This is a genomic window from Lentzea sp. NPDC059081, assembly GCF_042738015.1.
Lineage (GTDB): Bacteria > Actinomycetota > Actinomycetes > Mycobacteriales > Pseudonocardiaceae > Lentzea.
The window spans coordinates 95,630-119,343 of sequence record NZ_JBHYGW010000013.1; the positions used below are offsets into that span (position 1 = coordinate 95,630).

Genomic DNA, 23,714 nt, shown 5'->3' on the forward strand with positions numbered 1-23,714 from the left:
ACTGGTCGTCGTTCTGAGGGTCGATGTCGGCCACTGAATGCCTCCACATGATCACGCCCGGTCCCGTGCGGATGTGATCATGCCAACTCAGCGGCGAGTCGGCGGCTTGGGGGTGGCGGGCTTCTGCGCGCGCCGGAAGGACCCACTGGACGTGCACGGCTTCTTCGACATGATCAGTTGACGTCCCTGCTGTGTCGATGGTTGCCCCGGGTAGCACAAAGGGCCCGTCGTTTCGTGTGCGACGAGCCCCTTGGTCGGGGAGAAGTTTTTAGGCCGGGGCGGACCCTGGGGGTCGGCCCGCGCCCGACGGGGACAGGATTCCCACGCGTCCTGGATCCACACGTTCTTGTGACCGCCATCACAATGGCAGGATTCGTCGCATGTCATTGCGCCTGCATGCCCCGGTAGTGCTGCCTTGCGACCCGTCCTGCTCCGTGCTGCGGGACGCGGTCGTGGACGTCGTCGACGGCCGGATCACCCATGTGGGTGGCGCTGCCGACGCCCCCGCGTTCGACGGCGAGGTCCGGCACCTGTCCGGCATCCTGCTGCCCGGTCTCGTCAACACCCACGCGCACAGCCCGATGACGGTGCTGCGCGGCCTGGGCTCCGACCTGCCGCTGCTGCGGTGGCTGCAGGAGCAGATGTGGCCGAACGAGGCGCGGATGACCGCCGCCGACGTCGGCACCGGCATGCTGCTCGGCGCCGTCGAGATGCTCAGGCACGGCGTGACGACCTCCGCCGAGATGTACTTCCACGGCCCCGAGCTGGTGTCCGCGGTGCTGGAGGCCGGTTCGCGGGTGGTGTTCGGCGGCGCGATCCTCGACGTGCCCGGCATGGACTGGAAGTCGCTGACCGGCGAGATCTCGGCGTGGATTGACGCCGACGGCCGGGTCTTCGGCCCTGGTGGGCGGATCGAGCTGGCCTACGGCCCGCACTCCGCCTACACGTTGTCACCCGCTCAGCTGACCGCGGTGGCCGTCGAGGCACGGGCGCGTGAGGCGCTGCTGATGGTGCACGTCGCCGAGTCGCCGTTCGAGGACGAGGCGCAGCGGGCGGAGTACGGGTCGGTGCCCGCGCTGCTCAAGGCGTCCGACGTGCTCGGCGGCCGGGTGCTGTCCGCGCACTCCGTCCACCTGTCCGACGACGACATCGCGCTGTACGCGTCGTTCGGCGTCGGCGTGGCGCACTGCCCCGGCTCGAACGCGAAGCTGGCCTCGGGCATCGCGCGGGTGCCGGAGATGCTGGCGGCCGGCGTCTCGGTCGGCCTGGGCACGGACGGACCGGCGTCCAACGACGACCTGGACCTGTTCGAGGAGGCACGGCTGGCCGGCCTGTTCGCGCGCGTCTCGAAGATGGACGCGACCGTGCTCGGCGCGGCGCAGGCGTTGCTGATGGCGACCCGTGGCGGCGCTTCGGCGTTGGGCCGTGACGACATCGGCGCTCTGGAGACCGGCCGATGGGCCGACGTCGTGCACATCGCCGCGGACGACCCCGCCTTCGCGACCGGGCTGGACGCGCCGGACCCGCAGCTGCTCGCGAACCTGGTGTGGGGGTCGGGGTCGCGCCGGGTCACCGACGTGTGGGTGGCCGGTGACCACGTCGTGGCCGGTGGGGAGTCGACTCGGGTGGACCGGGCCGAGGCGCAGGCCGGCGTGACGGCCGTGGCACAGCGGCTGCGGTCGGCCTGACCTATTTCGGCCGCACGACCACCTCGGTGATGTGGGCGTCCGGCGTCGCCAGCACGGCCGACGCCACCGCCCGCCCCACCGAGGCCGGGTCGAGGTACTTCGACGGGTCGTAGTCCCCGCCCTCCTGCCGCCGCACGTCCTCCTGCATCGGAGTCGCGGTCCGGCCGGGGTAGACGGTGGTCACCCGCAACGACGGCTCGTCGAGGCGCAGGCCGTCGGCGTAGGCGCGCAGGGCGAACTTCGAGGCCGCGTACACGCCCCAGCCGGCGTTGACGTTCCTGCCCGCGCCCGAGTTGATCAGCACCACGTGGCCGGAGGCGGCGCGGAGCTGCGGCAGGACCAGGTTCGTCAGGTCGGCCACGGCGAAGACGTTCACGTCGAACGTCCGGCGCCAGTCGGAGGCGGAGGCCTCGCCCAGTGGTCCCAGGAGCGCGATGCCGGCGCTGTGCACGAGCACGTCCAGCCGGGAGAGGGCGCCCAGGTCGGCGGAGGCGACGTTCGTCAGGTCGAACGCCCAGGGCTGGGCGCCGGGGAGCTCGGCGGCCAGGACCGACAGGGCGTCGGAGTCGCGTCCCCCTAGCAACAGGTCGTGCGACGGGGCCAGACTTCGGGCGATGGCCGAGCCGATTCCGCTGGACGCCCCGGTGACCAGGGCTACCGGACGATCACTCATGGGGGAACTGTAGTGCCGAAGAAGTTGATCCTGCCGTACCTCTGCCTGCTCTACTTCATCAACTACCTGGACCGGGTCAACATCGGCTTCGCCGGGCCCAACGGCATGTCGGAGGAGCTGCAGCTCTCGGCCACCGTGTTCGGGTTCGCGTCCGGCGTGTTCTTCATCGGCTACCTGATCCTGGAGGTGCCGAGCAACCTCGCGCTGCACCGGTTCGGGGCGCGCAGGTGGATCGCGCGGATCATGGTCAGCTGGGGGATCGTCGCCACCGCCATGGCGTTCGTGCCCAACGGGACCGTGCTGATCGTCCTGCGGTTCCTGCTGGGGGTGGCGGAGGCCGGGTTCTTCCCCGGGATCATCCTGTACCTGACCTACTGGTACCCGCAGAAGGACCGCGCGCGGATCGTCGCCCTGTTCATGGTGGCGGTGCCGATCTCGACGGCGCTCGGGTCGATGTTCAGCGGGCTGCTGATCGAGTGGTTCGACTGGCGCACGATGTTCCTGGTCGAGGGCCTTCCGGCGATCGCGCTGGCGTTCGTCACGTGGTTCTGGCTGCCGGACAAGCCCGCGGAGGCCGTCGAGCAGCCGGAGGAAGACCACTGGCCGCTCCGCAAGGCGCTCACGCACCCGCGGATCCTCGCGTTGAGCTTCGTGTACTTCGGGATCGTGTACGGGCTGTACACGCTGGGGTTCTTCCTGCCGACGATCATCAAGGGTCTCGCGCCGGAGGCCGGTGTCGTCGAACGCGGGCTGATCAACGCGATCCCGTACGTCCTCGGTGCGGTGGCCATGGTCCTGTGGGCCAGGCATGGGGACCGCACCGGGGAGAGGAAGTGGCACGTCGCCGCGCCGATGTTGCTGGGTGGAGCGGCGATCCCGGTCGCGTTGTACCTCGACAACCCCATCGCGGCGATGGTGGCCGTGTCGGTGTGCGCGATCGGGGTGTGCGCCGCCCTGCCCACGTTCTGGGCGCTGCCCACGAGCTTCCTGGGCGGCACCGCTGCCGCGGGCGGGATCGCGTTGATCAACTCACTGGGCAACGTGAGCGGGTTCGTGGCGCCCTACGTCACCGGGTGGCTGCGTGACCTGACCGGGACCCAGAAGACGGGCCTCTGGGTCGTCGGCGTCACCATGGTCAGCGCGGCCGTGGTCGCGTTGGTTCAGAGGGCGGGCGCGGAGAAGGTGTAGAGCGCCTCGTAGGGCACGGACGTCTGCGCGCCTTCGGTGGTGCACGCGGCAGCCGGTGCGACGCCGCCCTTGGTGGCGAGCCGCTGCACGTAGCTGACACCGGCGAACGTGCCGGCGCCCCTGGTCGACTTGGCCTTCAGCAGGAGCTCCGGAACGGCGCCGGGCACCTCGTTGCGGGCGCCGTCGACCGGGGCGGCCTCGACCGCGCTGCCGTCGACGGTGGACACCCAGATCGGGCCGCGCGAGTGCAGGGCGACGGCGCGGCCGAGCCGGTCGGCCAGGGTGGCGGCCGGTTCGAGACTCTTCCAGGCACCTGAGGCGCATGTGTAGGTCTGCACGCCCTTGGCGTAGAACTTCGCGACGAGCTTGTTGCCGGCGGGGACCTCGACGGCGGGGGCGACCTTGACGGCGAGGTCGCCCATCAGCTCCGGGGTCGGCGCGGCCGTGGAGCCTGCCACTCCGGCGCCGAGCCCGACCAGTGCGGTCGCGACGAGAACGAGACCAGCACGCTTCATATCACTCACTCCCAAGTGGAAAGACAGTGCGACGTGTCTCGGCTGTCCGCGGTGCAGCCACCTGGTGATACGTCCCGGTCGCGCGACCGGTTCAAACGACCGCGCCATGTGAGACGGTGCGTACCGTGCGTCACGCCGCCGGAGTGAAGAACGTGTAGATCGCCTTGTACGGCACGGAGATCTGCGCGCCGTTCTTGCAGGCGCCGGACGGGGCGACGCCGCCCTCGGTCGCGAGCCGCTGCACGTAGCTGACCTTGCCGAACAGGCCGTCACCACGCGCGGTCTTGGTCTTGAGCAGGAGCTCCGGGACGGCGCCCTTGACGTCGTTCTTCGCACCGTCGACCGGGGTCGCCTCGACGGCGCTGCCGTCCACGGTGGACACCCAGACCGGGCCGCGCGAGTGCAGGATGATCGGCTTGCCGGTCTTGTCGACCAGCGTCGCGGCGGGCTCCAGACCCTTCCACGCGCCGTTCGTGCACGAGTAGGTCTGGACGCCCGTGGCCGGGTACTCGCCGACCAGCTGCTGGCCGGCCGGGACCTGGACGGCCGCCGCGACGGCGACGGGCGCGTCCGGCGAAGCCTGGGCGACGGGGGTGGGCTTGGCGGTACCGGTGGTGGTTCCACACGCAGCAAGGCCCAGAAGAGCAGCAGCACCAACGAGAAGGCCGACACGACGCATGACTCACTCCAAAGTAGACAGACCAAAGTGGACGTTCCCTTGGCTGTCCGCGGTGCAGCCACCCGTCACACGGACGGGCGGCCGCACCGGTTCACGTGATCAGCGTGAGCCGGACCACACGGTCAGTCGCAGATCTTGCGGCGGTCCTTGCGCCACACCACCGCGACGGACGGACGCGGCTGCGAGGTGCCGCCGTCCGGCCAGTGCGACAGCGGGTTGTTGGCCGACGCGCCGTCGATCTCGCCGGGGTGCTGCACGGACACCAGCACGAAGTCCTCGGTGACGACCGGGCCGCAGGTCTCCGCGCCCCTGGGCACCGTGAGGAACTGCTTGACCTGGCCGCGGCGCTTGCCCTCGACGGGCACCGCGAACAGGCCGTCGTTGGAGCCCAGCGCGTTGCCGTCCGTGGAGATCCACAGGTTGCCGTGCGTGTCGAACGCGACGTTGTCCGGGCACGAGATCGGGCTGACCTGCGACTTGTCGAACCCGCCGAAGTACGTGCCGGGGTCGGTCGGGTCACCGCAGAGCAGCAGCAGCTTCCACGAGAACGTGGTCGCCGTGTTGTCGCTGCGGCGCTCCTCGATCTCCAGCACGTGGCCGTGCTTGTTGCCGTTGCGCGGGTTGATCTCGGTCGGGCCTTCCTTGCCCGCCTTGCCGCGGTCGGTGTTGTTCGTCAGCGCGGCGTAGATCCGGCGGTTGTGCAGCGAGGGCTCGACGTCCTCGGGGCGGTCCATCTTCGTGGCGCCCACCTTGTCGGCGGCGAGGCGCGTGAAGACGTAGACCTCCTCGGCGGTGAAGCCGGGCACGAACGACCTGTCGTTGTGCGCCAGCGGGATCCACTCGCCGGAGCCGTCGAACTCGCCGTCCGCGGGGACCTTGCCGGTGCCGTCGATCTCGGCGGCCGGGCTGTCGCCGGTGAACCTGGCGACGTACAGCGTTCCCTTGTCCAGCAGCTGCTTGTTGTGCTCGCGGGCGCGCTTCGAGTCGCCCTTCTGCATCTTCTCGTCGGTGACGAACTTGTACATGTAGTCGAAGCGCTCGTCGTCGCCCATGTACGCGACCACGCGGCCGTCCTTGGCGACGATGACGTTCGCGCCCTCGTGCTTGAAGCGGCCGAGCGCGGTGTGCTTGACCGGCGTCGAGGTCTTGTCGAGCGGGTCGATCTCGACGATCCAGCCGAACCTGTTGGCCTCGTTGGGCTCCTGGACCAGGTCGAAGCGCTTGTCGAAGCGCTCCCACTGGCGCAGTGACGCGCCGCCGCTGATGCCGTAGCGGGCGAACTTGGCCTTCGTGTCCGGGTCGGTCACGTTGCCGCCGTTGGCGAAGTACTGGTTGAAGTTCTCCTCGCCGGACAGGATCGTGCCCCACGGCGTCACGCCGCCGGAGCAGTTGTTCTGCGTGCCCAGGACCTTGCGGCCCGTCGGGTCGGCGGAGGTCTTGAGGAACTTCGAGCCGGCGGCCGGGCCCTTCACCTCGAACGGCGTGGTGAGGGTGATGCGGCGGTTGTACTTCTTCTTGTCGTCGGGGCAGACGAAGAGCTTGCCGGTGCGCGGGTCGCGGTCGACCATGACGACGGACAGGCCGTGCGCCGCCCACGCGATCTTGGCGTGCTTCTCGGTGATGGTGGTCGCCGACCAGTCCTTGAACATGAACGACTCGGTCGTGTACTCGTGGTTGCTCACCATGAGCCAGCTGTCGTGGTAGCCGGGAACCGGCACCAGACCGCAGAAGTCGTTGTTGAAGCCGAACTGCTTGGCCTGCGCCTCGGGCGTCTGGTTGTCGAAGTCGAACTTCGGCGCGTCGTCCAGCACCCCGTCACCCCAGCGGATGACGACGTCCTGCTGGAAGCCCTGGGGCACGCTGAGCTGGTCGAGGGTGTTGGGCGCCACCGGTTCGAAGTTGAGGCCGTCCTTGCCGGGGCCGCCGTGGCCGGGGCCTCCGGCGTCGGGCTTGGCCGGGGCGGCGGAGGCCGCACCGGAGAACGCGAGAGCTCCGGCGCCGGCGGCCGCGACGACCGCACCGGCCTTGAGCATGCCGCGGCGGCTCACGACCTCCTTGACGACGTCGCCGAAGTACGCGTTGGCGGACGAGTTGGGCGCCTCGTGCGCACAGGCGTTGCCGCAGCGGAACTCGCAGGTGACGGCCTGGCGCCCGAGCGGGTGGTTCTTCGGCAGCAGGGGCAGCAGGCGACGGCCCCGATCGGTGGGTGAGGACACGCAGGCCTCCGAGATCGGTCAGTGTGGGAACTGGCCGAACCTAAGAGCCGAACGAGTTCGCCAGCCGTCCAGCAGATGAACGACGGGCGAACTCGTACTGCACCCGGACGATCAGGCACGCGCCGTGATCATCCGATTTCTCCCAGTTGCCGCCTGCCCTGGCGCCACACCGCGACGACCGACGGACGTGGCCGCGCCGTGCCGCGGTCCGGCCAGTTCGAGACGGGCTTGTCCGCGTTCGCCCCGTCCACCTCGCCGGGGTGCTGGACGCACACGGTGATCACGCGGTCGCCGATCACCGGCCCGCACGTCTCCGCGCCGCGCGGCACCGTGAGGAACAGCTTGAGGTGACCGCGTTCCGGGCCTTCCAGCGGCACGCCGTAGAGGCCGTCGTTGAGCCCGTCGAGCTTGCCGTCGGCGTCGGTGGAGATCCACAGGTTGCCGTGCCGGTCGAACGCCACGTTGTCCGGACTGGAGATCGGGCTGACCTGCGACTTGTCGTAGCCGCCGAAGTAGGTGCCCGGGTCGTCCGGGAAGCCGCACACCAGGAACAGGTCCCAGCTGAACGTCAACGCCAGCGCGTCGTTGCGGCGCTCGGTCACCTCCAGCACCTGGCCGTGGCGGTTGTTGATCCGCGGGTTCGGCTCGGTCGGGCCCTCCTTGCCCGCCGTGACGCCGCGTTCGACGTTGTTGCTGAGCGCGCAGTAGACCTTCCCGGTGTGCGGGTGGCACTGGATGTCCTCGGGGCGGTCCATCTTCGTCGCGCCGACCTTGTCCGCGGCGAGGCGCGTGAAGACGTACACCTCCTCGGCAGTCATGCCGGGCACGAACGACCTCGTGCCCGCGGCCAGCGGGATCCACTCGCCGGAACCGTCGAACTTGCCGTCGCTGGGCAGCTTTCCGGTGCCGTCGATCTCGGCGGGCGGGCTGTCGCCGGTGAACTTCGCGACGTAGAGCGTGCCGTCGTCGAGCAGCGTCATGTTGTGGCGGCGCGCGGCCTTGCTGTTGCCGTGCTTCATCTTCCCGCTGGAGATGAACTTGTAGATGTACTCGAACCGCTCGTCGTCACCGGAGTACGCGACCACGCGTCCGTCGTCGGCGACGCGGATGTTCGCGGTCTCGTGCTTGAAGCGGCCGAGGTGCGTGTGCTTGACCGGGGTCGAGTCCGGGTCGTGCGGGTCGAGCTCGATCACCCAGCCGAACCTGTTGACCTCGTTGGGTTCCTGCGCGAGGTCCCAGCGCTTGTCGAAGCGCTCCCACTTGCGGGTGGTCGCGGTGCCCGTGACGCCGTAGCGGGTCAGGCGCGGGTCGTTGCGGGTCGCGGCGTTGGCGAAGTACTGGTTGAAGTTCTCCTCGCCGGACAGGATCGTGCCCCACGGCGTGACGCCGCCGGAGCAGTTGTTGATGGTGCCGAAGACCTTCCTGCCTGTCGGGTCGACGGACGTCTTGAGCAGGTCGCTGCCGGCGGCCGGACCGCGCACCTCGAACGGCGTGTTCAACGTGATACGGCGGTTGTACCGGCTGAACCGCGGCCGGTAGTGGCCGGAGAAGAGCGAGCGCTTGATCATGAACACCGAGAGGCCGTGCGCGGCCCAGGCGATCTTCGCCTGCTCCTCGGTGGGGTTGTTCGCGTCGTAGCCGCGGAACATGAACGGCTCGCTGGTGTACTCGTGGTTCGTGACCATGATCCCGCTGAGCTCCAGCGGGTCCAGCGGCAAGATCGCAGCGAAGTCGCAGTTGAAGCCGAACTGCTTCTCCTGCTTCGCGGCCGTCTGGTGGTCGAAGTCGAACTCGGGGACGCCGGGGAAGAGCGGGTCGCCCCACCGGATCACGACCCCCTGCTCGTACCCCTCGGGGATGACGACCTCGTCCTTGGTGTTGACCTCGACGGGCGTGAAGTCGAGCCCCTTGGGCGGACGGGCTTGGGACTGCTGGGGTTCGGCGGCTGCCACCGCCGGCGTGGCGATGGTGGCGGCGGCCGCGACGACCGCACCGGCCTTGAGCGCGGTGCGACGGCTGATCAGGTCGCCGAGGTAGGGATTGGCCGAGGTGTTCGGGACGTCGTGGAAGCACGCGTCCCCGCAGCGGTACTCGCATGTCACCGCTGCTCTGCCGACGCGGTGGTTGACGAGAGGCAGAGGGATCATGGTGGTGGCCTCCTACGGTCGGTGCGGGAACCGCGACCGACCGTAGTTCACCTTTTGTTAACCGACTAGCTGTTCGCTCGCGATCACGACTTCCGTAGGTACTTCACGGGTGTCGGTGCGGTTGAACGCCAGCAGCACCGCCGCGACCACGCACAGCACGGCCGCCACGACGAACGGCTGGGCGAGGTGGCTGACGAACGTCGCCGCCAGCGCACCACCGAGCCACCGCAGGAAGTTGTACCCGGCACTGGCGACCGGCCGCGGCGCGTCGCTGACACTCATCGCGGTGCCGGTGAACAACGTGTTGAGCAGGCCGCTGACCAGTCCGCTGACGACCACCGCGACCACGAGCAACGGCTTGCTGGGCACCGCCATCAGCAGCATCAGCACGGCGAACGCCAGCACCGACCCGATGATCGCCGCCTTCTCGCCGACGCGGTCCGCGAGCCGGGGCGCCAGGAAGACGCTGGAGACGGCGACGAACACACCCCAGCCGAAGAAGATCAGTCCGATCTCGACGGCACCCCACTGCAGCACGAACGGCGACCAGGCCAGCACCGTGAAGAACGCGGCCGTGTAGAGCGCGGACCCGATAGCGGTTCGCAGCAGCACGGGGTGCTTCAACGCCTTGAGCGGGTCGAGCAGACCGATCTTCGGCCGTTCCTGGTGCGAGTCCTTGGCCAGGAACGTCACGCAGAGGATCAACGCCACGGCCATCAGGACCGCGGTGCCGAGGAACGGCCCGCGCCACGAGATGCTGCCGAGCAACGCGCCGAGCAACGGCCCGACGCTGAGACCGAGGCCGAGCGCCGCCTCGTAGAGCAGGATCGCGCCCTTCTGCCCACCGCTGGCCGCGCCGACGATGACGCTGAGCGCGGTGGCGATGAAGAACGCGTTGCCGAGCCCCCACACGGCCCGCAGGCCCACCAGCTGGCCGATGCTCCCTGCCGCCGAGCACGCCAGCGTGGCGATGACGATCAGCGCGAGCCCGCCGACGAGCGTGCGCTTGGCCCCGAACCGCGCCGTCGCCGCGCCGGTGAACAGCATCGCGACGACCTGGACGCCGAGGTAGGAGGAGAAGAGCAGGGTGACCTGCGACGGTGTTGCGTGCAGACCCTCTGCGATGGACAGCAGGATCGGGTCCACGAGCCCGATCCCCATGAAGGCGATCACGGCGGCGAAAGCCGTGATCCAGACCTGTTTGGGCTGAGCTTTGAAATTCACTTAGCTATCCTAACTTCTCTTGCTTAGCATAGCGAAGTATATTTCGTCACAGGGTACGGTTACCTGCGTGGATGCGGTGATCTTCGACCTCGACGGCGTGCTGATCGACTCCGAGCAGGTGTGGGACGAGGTGCGGCAGTCGTTCGCCCGCGCCCACGGCGGCACGTGGACCGCTTCTGCCACCCGTGCCATGCAGGGCATGTCGACGCCGGAGTGGGCGTCGTACCTGGTGTCGGACGTCGGCGTGCAACTGCCCGCCGCCGAGGTCTCCGCCGGCGTGGTCGCCGAGATGGAGAAGGCCTACGCCGCGCACCTGCCGGTGATTTCCGGTGCCGTGGAGGCAGTCCGCGCCGTGGCGTCGCGGTACTCCGTCGCGATCGCCTCGTCGGCACCGGCCGTGCTGATCAAGGTGTTTCTCGAGGTGACCGGGTTGCCGGTGCCCGTGGCGGTGTCTTCGGAGGAGTGCGCGGCGGGGAAGCCTTCGCCGGACGTGTACCTGCTCGCGGCCTCACGACTCGGCGTCGCGGCTTCTTCCTGTTACGCCGTCGAGGACTCGACGAACGGGCTCAAGGCGGCGCTGGCGGCGGGCATGACCGTGCTGGCGGTGCCGAACCCGCACTTCCCGCCCGCCGCGGACGTCCTGGCTCAGGTGCGGGTGCTGGAGTCGGTCTCCGACTTGCCGGACGCACTCGCGTAGCTGGTCGCGGCCAGGCCGATCGCGATGCAGGTGCAGGCGATGACGCCCTTCGGCCAGTAGATGTGGCTGTCGAGGAACAGGAAGCTGCCGAGGGTGAGGAAGGCCGCTCCGGGGATCGCCTTGAGGCGGTGCTTGAGCAGCGCACACACCGCGATGGCGAGGCTGGCCGCGAAGAAGCACCACGCGCCGACGTGCCCGAGCTGGTTGCCGATCTTGAAGAGCGGCTCGTCGGCGGGGGAGCGGCCGCCGTTCGCCAACGTCATCGCGCCACCGCCGATGCCCGCCAACGCGTCCAGCGCACCGTAGAACACGGCGTAACCGAAGGCGGCCGCTCGGGCCGGGTAGCGGACGTACTTCGGGCTGTCGTCGAGCAGGACCCACTGCGCGGCGCCCAGCAGCGGGAAGACCAGCGCCAGGATGATGTGCATGTTCTGCCACCACTGCGCGGTCGACGCGTCGAGGTAGTGCGGGTGGGTCAGGCCGATGCCGGCGAGGACCAAGCCGGGGAGGGCGACGAGCAGCGTGCGCACCGGGCCGAACCTAGCGGAGTTCAGCACTCGCCCCACTAGACTCGCCCACTTCCAGGCGGTTCGACCCAGCGCGTCGAACCTGTGTTCGATAGGATGTCCCCGTGGTGAACCGGCGTGAACAGGCGGCGTTCCTGCTCGCACTGCGCGACAGCGAGCGCGGCTGGGCCGACGTCACCAACGCCGTCGAGGCCGCCGGCTCCGCCCTGTCCGTCGTGGAGTCGCTGCTCACCCCGGACCAGCCGACGCTGGACCACGTAGTCCCCGACCTCGCCGGTCGGCTGGAACTCGTCGAGAAAGAGCTCGAGTCCTGGGAAGACGAGGGCATCCACCTCGTCACCGTGCTCGACGAGCAGTATCCGGTCCCGCTGCTGATGGTGCACCAGCGCCCGCCCTTCCTGACCTGCAAGGGTTTCCTCGACCCCGCCGACCAGTTCGGCGTCGCCGTCGTCGGCAGCAGGCACGCGAGCGCACGGGGTCTCCACATCACCCGCGAGATCGCGACGACCCTGACCAAGCACGACATCACGGTCTACAGCGGACTGGCGGCAGGCATCGACACCGCAGCTCATCGGGCCGTTGTGGACGCCGGAGGCCGAACGGTCTCCGTGGTGGGCACTGGTCTGCGTCGCAGCTACCCGGCGGAGAACGCGGACCTGCAGCAGGAAATCGCCAGGACCGGGGCCGTGCTGTCCCAGTTCTGGCCGGACGCCGGTCCCGCCAAGCACCACTTCCCGATGCGCAACGCCGTCATGAGCGGTTGCACCGTCGCGACGGTCGTGGTGGAAGCGGGCGAACACAGCGGCACCCGCATCCAGGCCCGGCTCGCCCTCGAACACGGCAGGCACGTCTTCCTGCTGCCGGAGGTGGCGTCGGGCACGACGTGGGGGAGCGACATGGCGAAGCGCCCGAACACCACGGTCCTGGAAGGCCCCGACCACCTGCTGCGCGTTCTGGACGAGCTGCGCGCCGGAGTTCCGGACCTGATCGACCTCTGACGTGAGCCCGTACAGCCGCATTCTCGACAGCTACCGCAACTTCCTCGTTCCGCCGCCTGCTCGCGGCTCGAACGTGTGCGTGACGTGCCGCCGCGGCACAGGCGACTTCACCCGGTGCTGGCAGTGCAACAGGCACCGGCAGGAGTTCGGCGCGGAGCTAGCCGACGAGGTCGTGATGATCTCGATGGCGGAGAAGGACAAGCAGTTGATGCGCGTCCTCTCCCAGTACAAGAACAACAAGTCCGACGAGGTCAGGAGGCAGTTCACCAACGAGCTCGCCAGCGTTCTCGCCACCTTCCTGGCCAAGCACAGCGACTGTCTGGGCGAGTTCGACCTGGTCACGGTCGTGCCCAGCTCACAAGGCCGCACACCACCGCTCGTCGACGTGCTCGGCAGGCGCGTCAGCCGCACCGGCGCACGTTTCGCTTCGGCACTCGCGACCAGTTCCGCGAACACCCGCGAGATGCGGCCCGACTCGTACGAGGTCGTCACCGACGTTCACGGCAAGAGCGTCATGCTGGCCGACGACACGTGGACGTCCGGCGCCAGCCTGCAATCGGCGGCCGTGGCGCTGAAACGCGCAGGGGCGACCCGTGTGGTCGGCCTGGTGATCGGCAGGTACCTCGACGAGCCGACGACCAGGACCTCGGTCCCGTTCGACTGGGACACGTGCGTGCTCTGCGCTTAGCGTGGTCGGCATGACGCAACGAGTCGCCGTGGTCACCGGCACCGCGCAAGGCATGGGACTGCGGATCGCGGAGGTCCTGCGCGAGGACGGGTACGCCGTAGTCGGCTTCGACCTGCAGGAGAGCGAGGGCGGGATCGTCGGCAACGTCGCCAGCGCCGCGGACGTCCAGCGCCTCACCGACCACGTCACGAGCACCCACGGCCGGGTGGACGTGCTGGTCAACAACGCCGGGATCGCCGGCATCGTGCCGTTCGAGGACACCAGCCTCGAGCAGTGGGAGCGGATCATGGCGGTCAACCTGACCGGACCGTTCCTGCTCACGCAGGCACTGGGCAAGATCATGCTCACCCGGGGCGGCGGCAGCGTCGTCAACATCGCGAGCGTCGCCGGACTGCAGGGCGTGGCGGACCGGGCCGCCTACAACACCACCAAGCACGGGCTGATCGGGTTGACGCGCACGCTCGCCGTCGAGTGGGGCGGGCGGGGGATCCGGGTCAACGCCGTGTGTCCCGGCTGGGTCAAGACCGAGATGGACGTCGAGTCGCAGGCCGGCGGATACTACGTCGACTCCGACATCACCGAGCACGTGCCGGTCGGCCGGTTCGCGGCGCCGGACGACATCGCGCAGGCGGTCCGGTTCCTGGCGAGCGACCACGCGAGGTACATCAACGGCGTGGCGTTGCCCGTCGACGGCGGATGGACCGCGGACGGCAGCTGGCAGAAGCTGCGGCTCTCGAAGCGCTGAAGAACGCGCTGAGGAAGTGGGGGCCGCGGTGACACGGCCCCCACCACGTCACGCCTCGCCGCGGATGAACGCCTCGACGGCCGCGTGGGCCTCGGCGTCCGAGTACTGCTCGGGCGGGGACTTCATGAAGTACGACGACGCCGAGAGGATCGGGCCGCCGATGCCCCGGTCCAGGGCGATCTTCGCCGCGCGGACGGCGTCGATGATGATGCCCGCGGAGTTCGGGGAGTCCCAGACCTCGAGCTTGTACTCGAGGTTCAGCGGCACGTCGCCGAACGCACGGCCCTCCAGACGCACGTACGCCCACTTGCGGTCGTCGAGCCACGCGACGTAGTCCGACGGGCCGATGTGGACGTTGTCCTTGCCGATGTCGCGGGAGAGCTGCGACGTCACGGACTGCGTCTTGGAGACCTTCTTGGACTCCAGGCGCTCCAGTTCCTTCATGTTGAGGAAGTCCATGTTGCCGCCCACGTTGAGCTGCATGGTGCGGTCGAGCTGGACACCGCGGTCCTCGAACAGCTTCGCCAGCACGCGGTGCGTGATGGTGGCGCCGACCTGGGACTTGATGTCGTCACCGACGATCGGCACGCCGGCCGCGCGGAACTTCTCCGCCCACTCCGGGTCCGAGGCGATGAAGACCGGCAGGGCGTTGACGAACGCCACACCGGCGTCGATCGCGCACTGGGCGTAGAAGCGGTCCGCGTCCTCCGAGCCCACCGGCAGGTACGAGACCAGCACGTCGACCTCGGCCTCGCGCAGCGCCGCCACGACGTCGACCGGCTCGGCGTCGGACTCCTCGATCGTCTCGCGGTAGAACCGGCCGAGACCGTCGTGGGTGTGCCCGCGCTGCACGACGACGCCCAGCGGCGGCACGTCCGCGATCTTGATCGTGTTGTTCTGGCTGGCCACGATGGCCTCGGCCAGGTCGACACCGACCTTCTTCGCGTCCACGTCGAACGCTGCGACGAACTCGACATCGCGCACGTGGTAGTCACCGAACTGCACGTGCATCAGGCCGGGCACGCGGGTGCTCGGGTCGGCGTCCCGGTAGTAGTGGACGCCCTGCACCAGCGACGCCGCGCAGTTGCCAACCCCGACGATGGCCACTCGAACGGTGCGGCGGTTTTCGCCCATTGCCGAGTCCTCCTTGATCAACATGTGAAGTGCTACTCGTCCTGCTCGGACTTCTCGTGCGCGATGAGCTCGTTGAGCCACCGCACCTCGCGCTCCGTGCTCTCCAGGCCCTGCCGGTGCAGCTCGCGGGTGTAGCGGTCGATCTGCTCACCCGTGCGCGCGAGCCGCTCGCGCAGTCCCTCCCTGCGTTCCTCGACCCACCGCCGCCGGCCCTCCAGGATGCGCATCCTGACGTCGGCCGGCGTCCGCGAGAAGAACGCCAGGTGGACTCCGAACGAGTCGTCGTCCCAGGTCTGCGGCCCCGTGTCGGAGAGCAGGTCGGCGAACCGCTCCTTGCCCTCCGGTGTGAGCTTGTAGACCTTGCGGGCCCGGCGTCCCCAGGAAAGAGCCGACTCCTCCGGCCCCTCCTCCACGATCAGGCCCGCCCGCTGGAGTCGCCGCAGTGTTGGGTACAGCGATCCGTAGGAGAACGCGCGAAACGCTCCGAGCAGGTCATGCAAGCGCTTGCGCAGCTCGTAGCCGTGCATGGGCGCCTCGTGCAGCAGGCCGAGCAGCGCGAACTCGAACACGAGTCACCTCCTCGCACCTGCACCGATAGGTGAGGTGATTATATCGCCGCGATACATCGAAGGCCCCTCTCAAGTGTGGGATGTGGCACACCGTCATATCGCGTCCGACCTTGCTGCCCTGAACGGCCCATCATCGGAAAGCGGGCGGCACGTACTCTGGTCACGTGTTGACCCAACGACAGGTGGTGGACTACTCGCTGCAGCGCCGTGCGCTGCTGGCGGAGGTCCATGCCGGTCGCACGGGCACCATGGAGGTCTGCGACGCGTCCCCGTACCTGCTGCGAGCTGCGAAGTTCCACGGGACGGCGACGGAAGTGCCCTGCCCGGTCTGCCGGAAAGAACCCCTCACGAACGTGTCGTGGGTCTACGGTGACGAGCTCAAGCACGCGGCGGGCTCTGCACGCACACCTGAAGAACTCGTGAAGATGGCGAACCTCTTCGACGAGTTCTCCGTGTACGTCGTAGAGGTTTGCCGCACGTGCAGTTGGAACCACCTGGTGCAGTCATACGTCCTGGGGAAGCGTGGGCTGGAAAAGCCACGCAGGAGGACAGCGGTGGAATGACCCACGGGTGACACTGCTCCGAATGAAGTACGACCACCGAACCGCGTGCCGGTGCACGCCGGTCTGGGAGGCCTTTTCACGTGAACGACCAGCATGATGACCGGCAGCGCGGAGGCGAGCCGCAGTGGCCGACCGGGGACGACCCGGACGGCGGCGGCACCAGACGTGACGTGCCGAATCAGCCGCGACCGGGCACCCCGCCCGGCGGTTTCCCACGCCCTCCCCAGGGTGGCACGCCCCCTGGTGGTTTCCCACAGCAGCAGCCCCCACGCCGCCCGAACGGACCAGGCGGACCGCAGGGCGCTCCGGGGACGCCGCAGGGCGGGCCGGGTCGTCCCGGTGGACCGGCGGGCGGACCGGGTGGCCCCGGCAGCCGTCCTCCGACGCCTCCCGGTGGCATGCCGATGGCACCGCCTCCCGGTGGACGACGTCCCGGCGGCCCGAACGGCCCCGGCGCACCCGCGGGTGGCCCCGGCCGTCCCGGTGTGCCGCCGCGCAAGCCGGGTGAGGAGCGGACGACTCAGCTGCCGCCGGTGAACCGGCCGACGCAGCGCGAGCCGGAGCTGATCACGCACCGCGAACCCGAGGACGAGTTCCTGCTCGCGGGTGGAGTCGTCGACGATGACGACGACTACTACGACGACGAGCCGGAGCTCACCGAGGAGGAGGAGCGCCGACTGCGCAAGAAGAAGATCTGGAAGCGCGTCCGGATCGGTGCCTTCGTCGCGATCGGCCTCATGATCCTCGGCCCGGTGATCGCCGTCGCCGTCGCGTACCCGCTGGTCGACTGGCCGAAGCCGAGCGACGTCGCGGCCGACCAGGACAAGACGATCACCCTGCTCTACTCGGACGGCTCCGAGATGGGCAAGATCACCTCGCCCGGTCAGAACCGCACGATGCTGACGTACGAGGAGATCCCCGAGAACGTCAAGCACGCGGTGCTGGCGGCCGAGGACGCGAACTTCTACGAGAACCCCGGCTTCGACGCCAAGGCGATCCTGCGCGCCGTCTGGATCCAGGCGACGGGCGGCAGCTCCGGTGGTTCCGGTCTGACCCAGCAGTACATCAAGAAGGCGACCAACAACGAGGCGCCGACGCTGACCCGCAAGTTCACGGAGGTCGTCAAGGCCTTCAAGATGAGCAACGAGTCGGACCACAACACGATCCTCACGGCGTACCTCAACACCGTGTACTTCGGTCGTGGCGCGAACGGCTTCAAGGCCGCGTCGCAGGTGTACTACAAGAAGGAGATGAAGGACCTCACGCCGTCCGAGGCGGCGCTGATCGCGGGCATGATCCAGACGCCCTCGTGGTCCGAGGACGAGGAGTACTCGCAGAAGCGCTGGGAGTTCGTGATGGGCCAGATGGTCCAGAAGAACTGGATCAGCCAGGCCGACTTCGACGCCCGCAAGTACCCGAAGCCGCTGAACTTCGAGGACACCCAGCCCGGTGGTCTCGAGGGTCCGCTCGCCCGCGTGAGCCAGCAGGTCCAGAACGAGATCGACAGCGAGATGGTCGGCCTCACGATGGAGAAGGCGCAGAAGACGGGCATCACGGTCCACACGACCATCGACCCGAAGATGCAGCAGGCTGCCACCGACGCGGTCAACGTCGTGATGGACGGCCAGGACCCCGAGCTCCGCACGTCGCTCAGCGCCATCGACCCGCAGACCGGTGCCGTCCGGGCCTACTACCCGGGCAAGGACGGTCTGAAGGGCATCGACTACGCCAAGGGCACGATCCAGGAGGCCGGCTCGTCGTTCAAGCCGTTCGACCTGGTGGCGGCCCTGAAGATGGGCAAGGGCATCGGCGACACCTACGACGGCACGTCGCCGCGCAAGATCGCCGGTGTGGAGATCCGCAACGCGGGTGCCAGCCAGTGCGGCAAGCAGTGCCCGATCAAGCAGGCCATGAAGGAGTCGCTCAACACCGTCTTCTACGACATGGTGGCGAGCAACGAGGGCACCGGCACCCTGGCGGTCGCGAAGGCGGCGCACGAGGCAGGCATCCCGAAGTCCGTGCAGGTCGGCGGCAAGATGCAGGACACGCTCGTCGGTGAGGGCGGCAACCCGCCCAACGCCGGTATCTCCATCGGCGCCGACAACGCCCAGGTGCGACCGTTCGACATGGCCTCGGCCTACGCGACGTTCGCCGCCCGCGGCGTGTACCACGAGCCGTTCTTCATCACGAAGATCGAGGGCCCGAGCAAGGACATCCTGTACCAGCACGTCGACAAGCCGGTGCCCGCGTTCGACCCGGTCGAGGAGAAGAGCCGCGACATCGCGGACAACGTGACCGAGACGCTCAAGGACATCCCGGCCTACTCGAAGATCGCGTGTGCGGGCAACCGCGAGTGCGCCGGCAAGACCGGTACGCACGAGCTCCCGGGCAGCCTGGACCAGAACTCGAAGGCGTGGATGGTCGGCTACACGCCGCAGCTCGCGGCGTCGGTCTGGGTCGGCAAGGACCAGGGCAACCAGCCGATCAAGGACAAGACCGGCCGAGCGGTCTTCGGCAGTGGCCTGCCGGGTCAGATGTGGAAGAAGTTCATGGACGCGGCCCTGTCGGGCGCGCCGGTGGAGAAGTTCCCGAAGCCCAAGCCGCTCGGCAACTTCAACCCGCCGAAGCCGTCCAACTCCGCGCCGCCGCCGTCGTCGAACACGCCGCCCCCGGTGTCGTCGAACACCCCGCCCCCGGAGTCGTCGGACCCGCGTCCGACGAGGCCGACCGGCACCGAGCCGTGTCAGGGCATCTTCTGCCCGCCGACCGAGTCGAACAACAACCCGCCGACCTCCACGTCGGGCAAGCCGAAGCCAGGTGACGGCGCCCGTGCTCCTGGAGACACGGGCTGATCGGGACTGGAAGATCGTGAGAAGCGGGGCCGGCACACGCCGGCCCCGCTTTTCGTTCTGTTGCCCGAATCCTCGCCGCGGCCGGTTCCGGATCGGCTATCAAGGTTCATGCCCAAAAGCCGTTCTTCGACGCTTTCCCCGGCCCTCACCGTCGTCGTCCGGGGGGCTCTGGCTCGGCTTGGTCGTGGCGGTCGGCGTTGCCGTATGGCTCGTGATCCAGGTGCGGTCTGCGGTCCAAGGCCCTCAGGACGCCGCTGAACAGAGCATCCGAGACAACGCCGAGAGCACTCTGGCGCAACTGCGGCAGCACGCGGAGGACGGCGTCCTGACCGACGCCGACATCGCCGAGGCCACGGGTGCCCAGCAGTCCGTCCGGGCCGTCACCCGCACCGACGGGGAGATCGCCGTGACCTCGCGACTGATCGGCGTGAGCTCCGGCTTGTTCGGTCCGGCGGGATCCGACCAGTGCGTGGTCTTCACCCTCAAGCAGCCGCTCGGACCAGGTGCCGAGGCGAGCTACCGGGACGAGCCGTCCTGCCCGGAGGCCACGTTCAGTCCCACCGCACGACCTGTTCAGAGCTGACCGACCGCATCGGTCCAGGGATGTTGACCACGGCGAAACGGTCTTGGCCGTAACATCCGCGACGTGCCCAGCAGCCCTGCCGAGCTCCCCGCCGAGGCCCTCTCCGCCGACCTCGCCGAGGACACCGAGTCGCTCACCCGCTCCGAGCGGGTCGCACCCACCTGGACCGAGTCGCTCGCCCGGTCGTTGAGCAGACCGTTCGGCGGTCCGCTCGGCGAGCACGCGCTCGTCGGCAGGAACTACTTCTGGACAGCGGTGCGGGTGATCCTGCTGCTCGCCGTGCTGACGTTGCTGGCGGGCTGGGTGCAGAAGTCGCCGTGCGTCCAGCAGTACGTCGACGACAAGGGCCAGGTGCAGCTCGACTGGCGCGGCAGCCGGCAGTTCACCGCCCTCTGCTACTCCGACACCGTGCCGCTCTACACCGCGGAACGGCTCGACCAGCGCGGCTCCTTCCCGTACATCACGTCGTGGAAGGACGACGAGGGCAAGCCGACCGAGCACATCCGGTACATGGAGTACCCGGTGGTGACCGGCGTGTTCATGTGGCTCAACGCGCGGGTGGCGCAGGGGCTCGTGGCGCTCGTCCCCGGCCTGCCGATGACCGTGATCGTGTTCTTCAACGTCACGGCGTTCTGGCTGGCCGTGGCGTGGCTGGTCACCGTGTTCTCGGTGGCCCGGATCGCCCGGCGCCGCACCTGGGACGCGGCGATCGTGGCCGTGTCACCGCTCGTCATCGTGCACGCGTTCACGAACTTCGACACGATCGCCACGGCGTTCGCCACGGCCGGCCTCCTGGCGTGGGCGCGGAAGAAACCCGCGCTCGCCGGGGTGCTGCTGGGGCTGGGCGGCGCGGCGAAGCTCTACCCGTTGTTCCTCCTCGGGCCGTTGCTGTTGTTGTGCTGGCGTTCGGACAGACTCAAGGCAGGTCTCGTCACCACCGCGTCGGCCATCGGCGCGTGGGCGCTCGTCAACGCGCCGATCGCGTTGAACCCGGCGTCGCAGACGGGGTGGCGTGAGTTCTTCCGCCTCAACACCGAGCGCAACGCGGACCCGGACACGCTCTACAACGTCCTCGTGCAGTGGACGGGGTGGCAGGGCTTCGACCCCGGCCTCACGCAGGGCCAGCCGCCGACGGTGCTCAACACGGTCAGCATGGTGCTGTTCCTCGTCTGCTGCGCCGGCATCGCGTACGTGACCCTGTCGGCGCCGACGCGGCCGCGGCTCGCGCAGCTCGGGTTCCTGGTCGTGGCGGCGTTCCTGCTGACGAACAAGGTGTGGAGCCCGCAGTACTCACTGTGGCTGGTGCCGCTGGCCGTGCTCGCGCTGCCGCGCTGGAAGCTGCTGCTCGCGTGGATGGCGGTCGACGCGCTGGTGTGGGTGCCGCGCATGTACTTCTACCTCGGCACGGACAACAAGGGCCTACCGATCGACTGGTTCCTCGGCGCGGTGCTGCTGCGGGACGCGGCGGTCGTCACGCTGTGCGTGCTCATCGTGCGGGAGATCTACCACCCGGAGCGCGACCTCGTGCGCAAGGCGGGCGACGACCCGTTGGAGGGCGTGCTGGCCGGTGCCCCCGACCGGCAGCTGGTCAGACCCGCACGAGCCGAGCCATCGCACCGAATGCGGTCGCGTTCGGATGCAGGTGATCACCGGCGTCGAACTCCGGACGCAGTCTGAGCGAGTCGGCGGGGTCGCGGACGGCGGCGTCGAAGTCGATCGCGTCGGGGAAGGTGGCGCGGATCCACGCGTTCACCTTCTGCCGTTGCTGCTCCCTGACCTCGGTCCAGTTCGGCCAGCCGTGCCACGGCGTGACGGTGCCGACCCGGAACTGCACGCCCTGGGCCTGACACCGCTGCCGGATCGCGCTGATGCCGGCGATGACGTTCTCCGCCGTGACGTCGTTCTGGATGTCGTTGATGCCGCCCAGCATCACGACCTTGCGCACCTCACGGCTGAAGAGCACGTCTCGGTTCAGACGGGTGACCATCGGTGCGTCGCCGTACACGACGCCGTTGCCGTTGATGCCCGCGTTCAGCACGGCGTAGTCGCTCTCGACCAGCGCCGGCCAGCTGCCCTCGGCGTAGCCCTCGGTGATCGAGTCGCCGAGCATGACCGCGGCGCCCGGTGCGCTGAAGCCCGCGACCTCGACCGCCGAGACGAGGCAGACGTACGCGCGCGCCGAGGTGATGGTGTTCCACGCGCGCGCCTGGCACGGCGTGCCGCCCGGGACGTACGTGCTGATCTCCAGCGTGGTGCCGACGGGAAGTCGCACGGCGTCGCTGAGGACCTCGCTACGCGCTCTGATCGTGACGGCGGTGGACCTGTTGAACGTGAGTTCGCGCAGCTCACCGTTCGCCTTGACGGTCACCTGCTCGACGCGGACCGGCTTGATGCCCATCAGGTTCGACAGGCGCACCCGGACCGACGTGCCGCTCGCGCCGAGGTCGACCGTCGTGCGCACGACGTGGTCGGGCACCCCGGCAGGAAGGGTCGGCACGGCCTGCCACACGGGCAGCCAGCGGACGGCCTCCGACCGCGCGTGCGCACCGGAGGCAGCGCAGACCAGCACCAACGCCAGAGCGAAGATCACCCTCACCAGATCAGTCTGCGGTGATCAGCTCTTCGCTGCTACTGCTCCCCGGATGAACTTCAGGTCCTCGTGGTCGTCCTCGGTGACGTCCTTCGCCTTCAGGAACGCCACGAACAGTGCGACGAGCAGCGCCGCACGCCCCCACACGCCGATCATCACGGCCTGTGCGGAGAAGCTGTCGTAGATCCCGGCCGGCTGGCCGAACTCGATCGCCCAGAACCAGCGGAAGATCCCGATGCCCATGGCGAGGTCGACGACGAAGTAGGCGAACGCCCACATCAGCCGCACGCGCAGGAGCACGAGGAACGGCACCAGCCACAGCGTGTACTGCGGCGAGTGGACCTTGTGCAGCAGCATGAAGCCGCACAGCATCGCGCCCGACACCGCGATCCACGGGTAGCTGCCCTCGCGGCGGAACCGCAGCCAGCCGTAGCCGGCGGCGATCGCGAACGAGATCAGGATCGTGATCGGCGAGAGGACCCCGACCAGCGACTGCATGGGGTCGTCGCCCAGGAACGGCCGCAGGCCCCAGTACCAGATCGAGTTGGTCGTGATGTCGACCCGGCGCAGCTGCTGGAACTCGAACGACGCGAGCCAGCCGTCGTAGCCCGCGAAGGCGAACGGCAGGTTGACCAGCACGACCGTGACGATCGAGGCGAGGCCGACCTTGACCGCGCCGGCGATGTCGACCTTCTTGCCGCTTCCCTGAAATCTGGCCGGCATCTCCTGGCCGCGCCACCCGCCGGTGGCGACGAAGAGCATCAGCGGCAGCACGAAGATCGCCGGGTAGACCTTGAACGCGAACCCGAGGCCGAGCAGGACCGACGCGACCGTCGCCCTCTCGACCAGCGGCCGGTTCCAGCGGTGCACGACGTAGACCGCGGCGGCCGAGCACAGCACGACCGGCAGGTCCCAGTTGTGGAACGCGTACAGCACGAGCGGTGGCCCGATCGCCCACAGCAGCGCGCGCCAGCGGGCGAGCTTGCCCAGCAACCAGCCCGTGAGCAGGCCGAACGGCGTCATCAGCAGCGCCGAGTAGAGCAGGTACTCCGCGTCGTTGTGCGCGAAGATCGCGCCGGCCCAGATGATCAGGCCGGAGAGCACCGGGTACTCGACCGAGCCGCCGACGAGGATGCCCTTGTCGTTGATGCCGCCGTCGACGTACGGGAAGACGTGCCGGTCGATGTCGCGCCCGATCCAGAGGTGCTGGATGTCGGAGTAGCAGACGTCTTCCTTGTTGCGCTCGTCGTAGTCGGGCTGCGTGCGGCCCCACTGGTCGAACGCGGGACCGGTGCAGCGGTCCTTGTTGACGAAGCCCAGCAGCAGCGTGAGGCCGCACAGCAGCACGAGCACGGCGAGCGCGGCGCTGCCGAAGCGGTGCGCGGAACGCCCGGCGTCGCCTCGCTCGGGCGTCACGCTCACCACCTCGTGCACGGTG

General features: G+C 68.9%; 21 protein-coding genes. 10 read left to right on the forward strand and 11 right to left on the reverse strand.

The genetic code is table 11. The features are described 5' to 3' along the window. Positions 1 to 380: 380 nt before the first annotated feature. Positions 381 to 1,688, forward strand: a complete 1,308-nt coding sequence (locus ACFWV3_RS26745; RefSeq protein ID WP_382414823.1) for an amidohydrolase family protein — start codon at positions 381 to 383, stop codon at positions 1,686 to 1,688. Between the two features lies 1 nt (position 1,689). Here ACFWV3_RS26745 and ACFWV3_RS26750 read toward each other — a convergent pair whose 3' ends face one another. Then, entirely contained in the window at positions 1,690 to 2,361 is a 672-nt protein-coding gene (locus tag ACFWV3_RS26750; protein WP_382414825.1) for an SDR family oxidoreductase, read from the reverse strand. Between the two features lie 12 nt (positions 2,362 to 2,373). Between ACFWV3_RS26750 and ACFWV3_RS26755 the strand changes: the two genes are divergently transcribed. After that, a complete protein-coding gene (locus tag ACFWV3_RS26755) occupies positions 2,374 to 3,549 on the forward strand; it encodes an MFS transporter (protein ID WP_382414827.1) in 1,176 nt (391 codons plus the stop codon). Here the strand turns inward: ACFWV3_RS26755 and ACFWV3_RS26760 are convergent. The 5 genes from ACFWV3_RS26760 to ACFWV3_RS26780 form a co-directional block, all read right to left on the reverse strand. After that, entirely contained in the window at positions 3,522 to 4,064 is a 543-nt protein-coding gene (locus ACFWV3_RS26760) for a DUF3455 domain-containing protein (RefSeq protein ID WP_382414829.1), read from the reverse strand. The two genes, ACFWV3_RS26755 and ACFWV3_RS26760, sit on opposite strands and share 28 nt — an antisense overlap. 130 nt (positions 4,065 to 4,194) lie before the next feature. Further along, entirely contained in the window at positions 4,195 to 4,743 is a 549-nt protein-coding gene (locus ACFWV3_RS26765) for a DUF3455 domain-containing protein (protein ID WP_382414831.1), read from the reverse strand. 122 nt (positions 4,744 to 4,865) lie between these two features. Continuing rightward, positions 4,866 to 6,959: a PhoX family protein gene (locus ACFWV3_RS26770; RefSeq protein ID WP_382414833.1), complete on the reverse strand. Its 2,094-nt coding sequence runs from the start codon at positions 6,957 to 6,959 to the stop codon at positions 4,866 to 4,868. A 128-nt stretch (positions 6,960 to 7,087) separates the two neighbouring features. Next, entirely contained in the window at positions 7,088 to 9,106 is a 2,019-nt protein-coding gene (locus tag ACFWV3_RS26775) for a PhoX family protein (protein ID WP_382414835.1), read from the reverse strand. Between the two features lie 57 nt (positions 9,107 to 9,163). Then, positions 9,164 to 10,330, reverse strand: coding sequence for an MFS transporter (locus ACFWV3_RS26780; protein ID WP_382414837.1), 1,167 nt, complete (start codon positions 10,328 to 10,330; stop codon positions 9,164 to 9,166). 67 nt (positions 10,331 to 10,397) lie between these two features. Between ACFWV3_RS26780 and ACFWV3_RS26785 the strand changes: the two genes are divergently transcribed. Next, positions 10,398 to 11,027 carry an HAD family hydrolase gene (locus ACFWV3_RS26785; RefSeq protein ID WP_382414839.1) on the forward strand — a complete coding sequence of 210 codons (630 nt, stop codon included), beginning with the start codon at positions 10,398 to 10,400 and terminating at the stop codon, positions 11,025 to 11,027. On the opposite strand, the gene ACFWV3_RS26790 is transcribed toward ACFWV3_RS26785, so the two are convergent. Continuing rightward, positions 10,976 to 11,557: a hypothetical protein gene (locus ACFWV3_RS26790; RefSeq protein WP_382414841.1), complete on the reverse strand. Its 582-nt coding sequence runs from the start codon at positions 11,555 to 11,557 to the stop codon at positions 10,976 to 10,978. The two genes, ACFWV3_RS26785 and ACFWV3_RS26790, sit on opposite strands and share 52 nt — an antisense overlap. Before the next feature lie 101 nt (positions 11,558 to 11,658). On the opposite strand from ACFWV3_RS26790, the gene ACFWV3_RS26795 reads away from it, so the two are divergent. The 3 genes from ACFWV3_RS26795 to ACFWV3_RS26805 are packed head-to-tail and all read left to right on the forward strand — an operon-like array spanning position 11,659 to position 13,985. After that, entirely contained in the window at positions 11,659 to 12,552 is an 894-nt protein-coding gene (locus tag ACFWV3_RS26795; RefSeq protein WP_382414843.1) for a DNA-processing protein DprA, read from the forward strand. 1 nt (position 12,553) lies between these two features. Further along, positions 12,554 to 13,240: a ComF family protein gene (locus ACFWV3_RS26800; protein WP_382414845.1), complete on the forward strand. Its 687-nt coding sequence runs from the start codon at positions 12,554 to 12,556 to the stop codon at positions 13,238 to 13,240. A 10-nt stretch (positions 13,241 to 13,250) separates the two neighbouring features. Then, on the forward strand, positions 13,251 to 13,985 hold the full coding sequence (locus ACFWV3_RS26805) for an SDR family NAD(P)-dependent oxidoreductase (RefSeq protein ID WP_382414847.1): 735 nt from the start codon (positions 13,251 to 13,253) through the stop codon (positions 13,983 to 13,985). A gap of 48 nt (positions 13,986 to 14,033) precedes the next feature. Here ACFWV3_RS26805 and ACFWV3_RS26810 read toward each other — a convergent pair whose 3' ends face one another. Further along, positions 14,034 to 15,119, reverse strand: a complete 1,086-nt coding sequence (locus tag ACFWV3_RS26810) for an inositol-3-phosphate synthase (protein WP_382414849.1) — start codon at positions 15,117 to 15,119, stop codon at positions 14,034 to 14,036. 32 nt (positions 15,120 to 15,151) lie between these two features. Next, a complete protein-coding gene (locus tag ACFWV3_RS26815; RefSeq protein WP_382414851.1) occupies positions 15,152 to 15,688 on the reverse strand; it encodes a PadR family transcriptional regulator in 537 nt (178 codons plus the stop codon). A gap of 164 nt (positions 15,689 to 15,852) precedes the next feature. On the opposite strand from ACFWV3_RS26815, the gene ACFWV3_RS26820 reads away from it, so the two are divergent. From ACFWV3_RS26820 to ACFWV3_RS26835, 4 genes are all read left to right on the forward strand, one after another. Continuing rightward, positions 15,853 to 16,251: a DUF5318 domain-containing protein gene (locus tag ACFWV3_RS26820; RefSeq protein WP_382414853.1), complete on the forward strand. Its 399-nt coding sequence runs from the start codon at positions 15,853 to 15,855 to the stop codon at positions 16,249 to 16,251. Positions 16,252 to 16,655: 404 nt separating this feature from the next. After that, positions 16,656 to 19,103 (forward strand): transglycosylase domain-containing protein, encoded by a 2,448-nt coding sequence (locus tag ACFWV3_RS26825; RefSeq protein ID WP_382414855.1) that lies wholly within the window; start codon positions 16,656 to 16,658, stop codon positions 19,101 to 19,103. Positions 19,104 to 19,314: 211 nt separating this feature from the next. Further along, positions 19,315 to 19,686, forward strand: coding sequence for a hypothetical protein (locus ACFWV3_RS26830; RefSeq protein WP_382414857.1), 372 nt, complete (start codon positions 19,315 to 19,317; stop codon positions 19,684 to 19,686). Positions 19,687 to 19,749: 63 nt separating this feature from the next. Further along, a complete protein-coding gene (locus ACFWV3_RS26835) occupies positions 19,750 to 21,363 on the forward strand; it encodes a glycosyltransferase family 87 protein (protein WP_382414859.1) in 1,614 nt (537 codons plus the stop codon). On the opposite strand, the gene ACFWV3_RS26840 is transcribed toward ACFWV3_RS26835, so the two are convergent. Further along, positions 21,275 to 22,282: a GDSL-type esterase/lipase family protein gene (locus tag ACFWV3_RS26840; protein ID WP_382414861.1), complete on the reverse strand. Its 1,008-nt coding sequence runs from the start codon at positions 22,280 to 22,282 to the stop codon at positions 21,275 to 21,277. The two genes, ACFWV3_RS26835 and ACFWV3_RS26840, sit on opposite strands and share 89 nt — an antisense overlap. Positions 22,283 to 22,300: 18 nt before the next feature. Then, entirely contained in the window at positions 22,301 to 23,692 is a 1,392-nt protein-coding gene (locus tag ACFWV3_RS26845; RefSeq protein WP_382414862.1) for a glycosyltransferase family 87 protein, read from the reverse strand. Positions 23,693 to 23,714 lie beyond the last annotated feature (22 nt).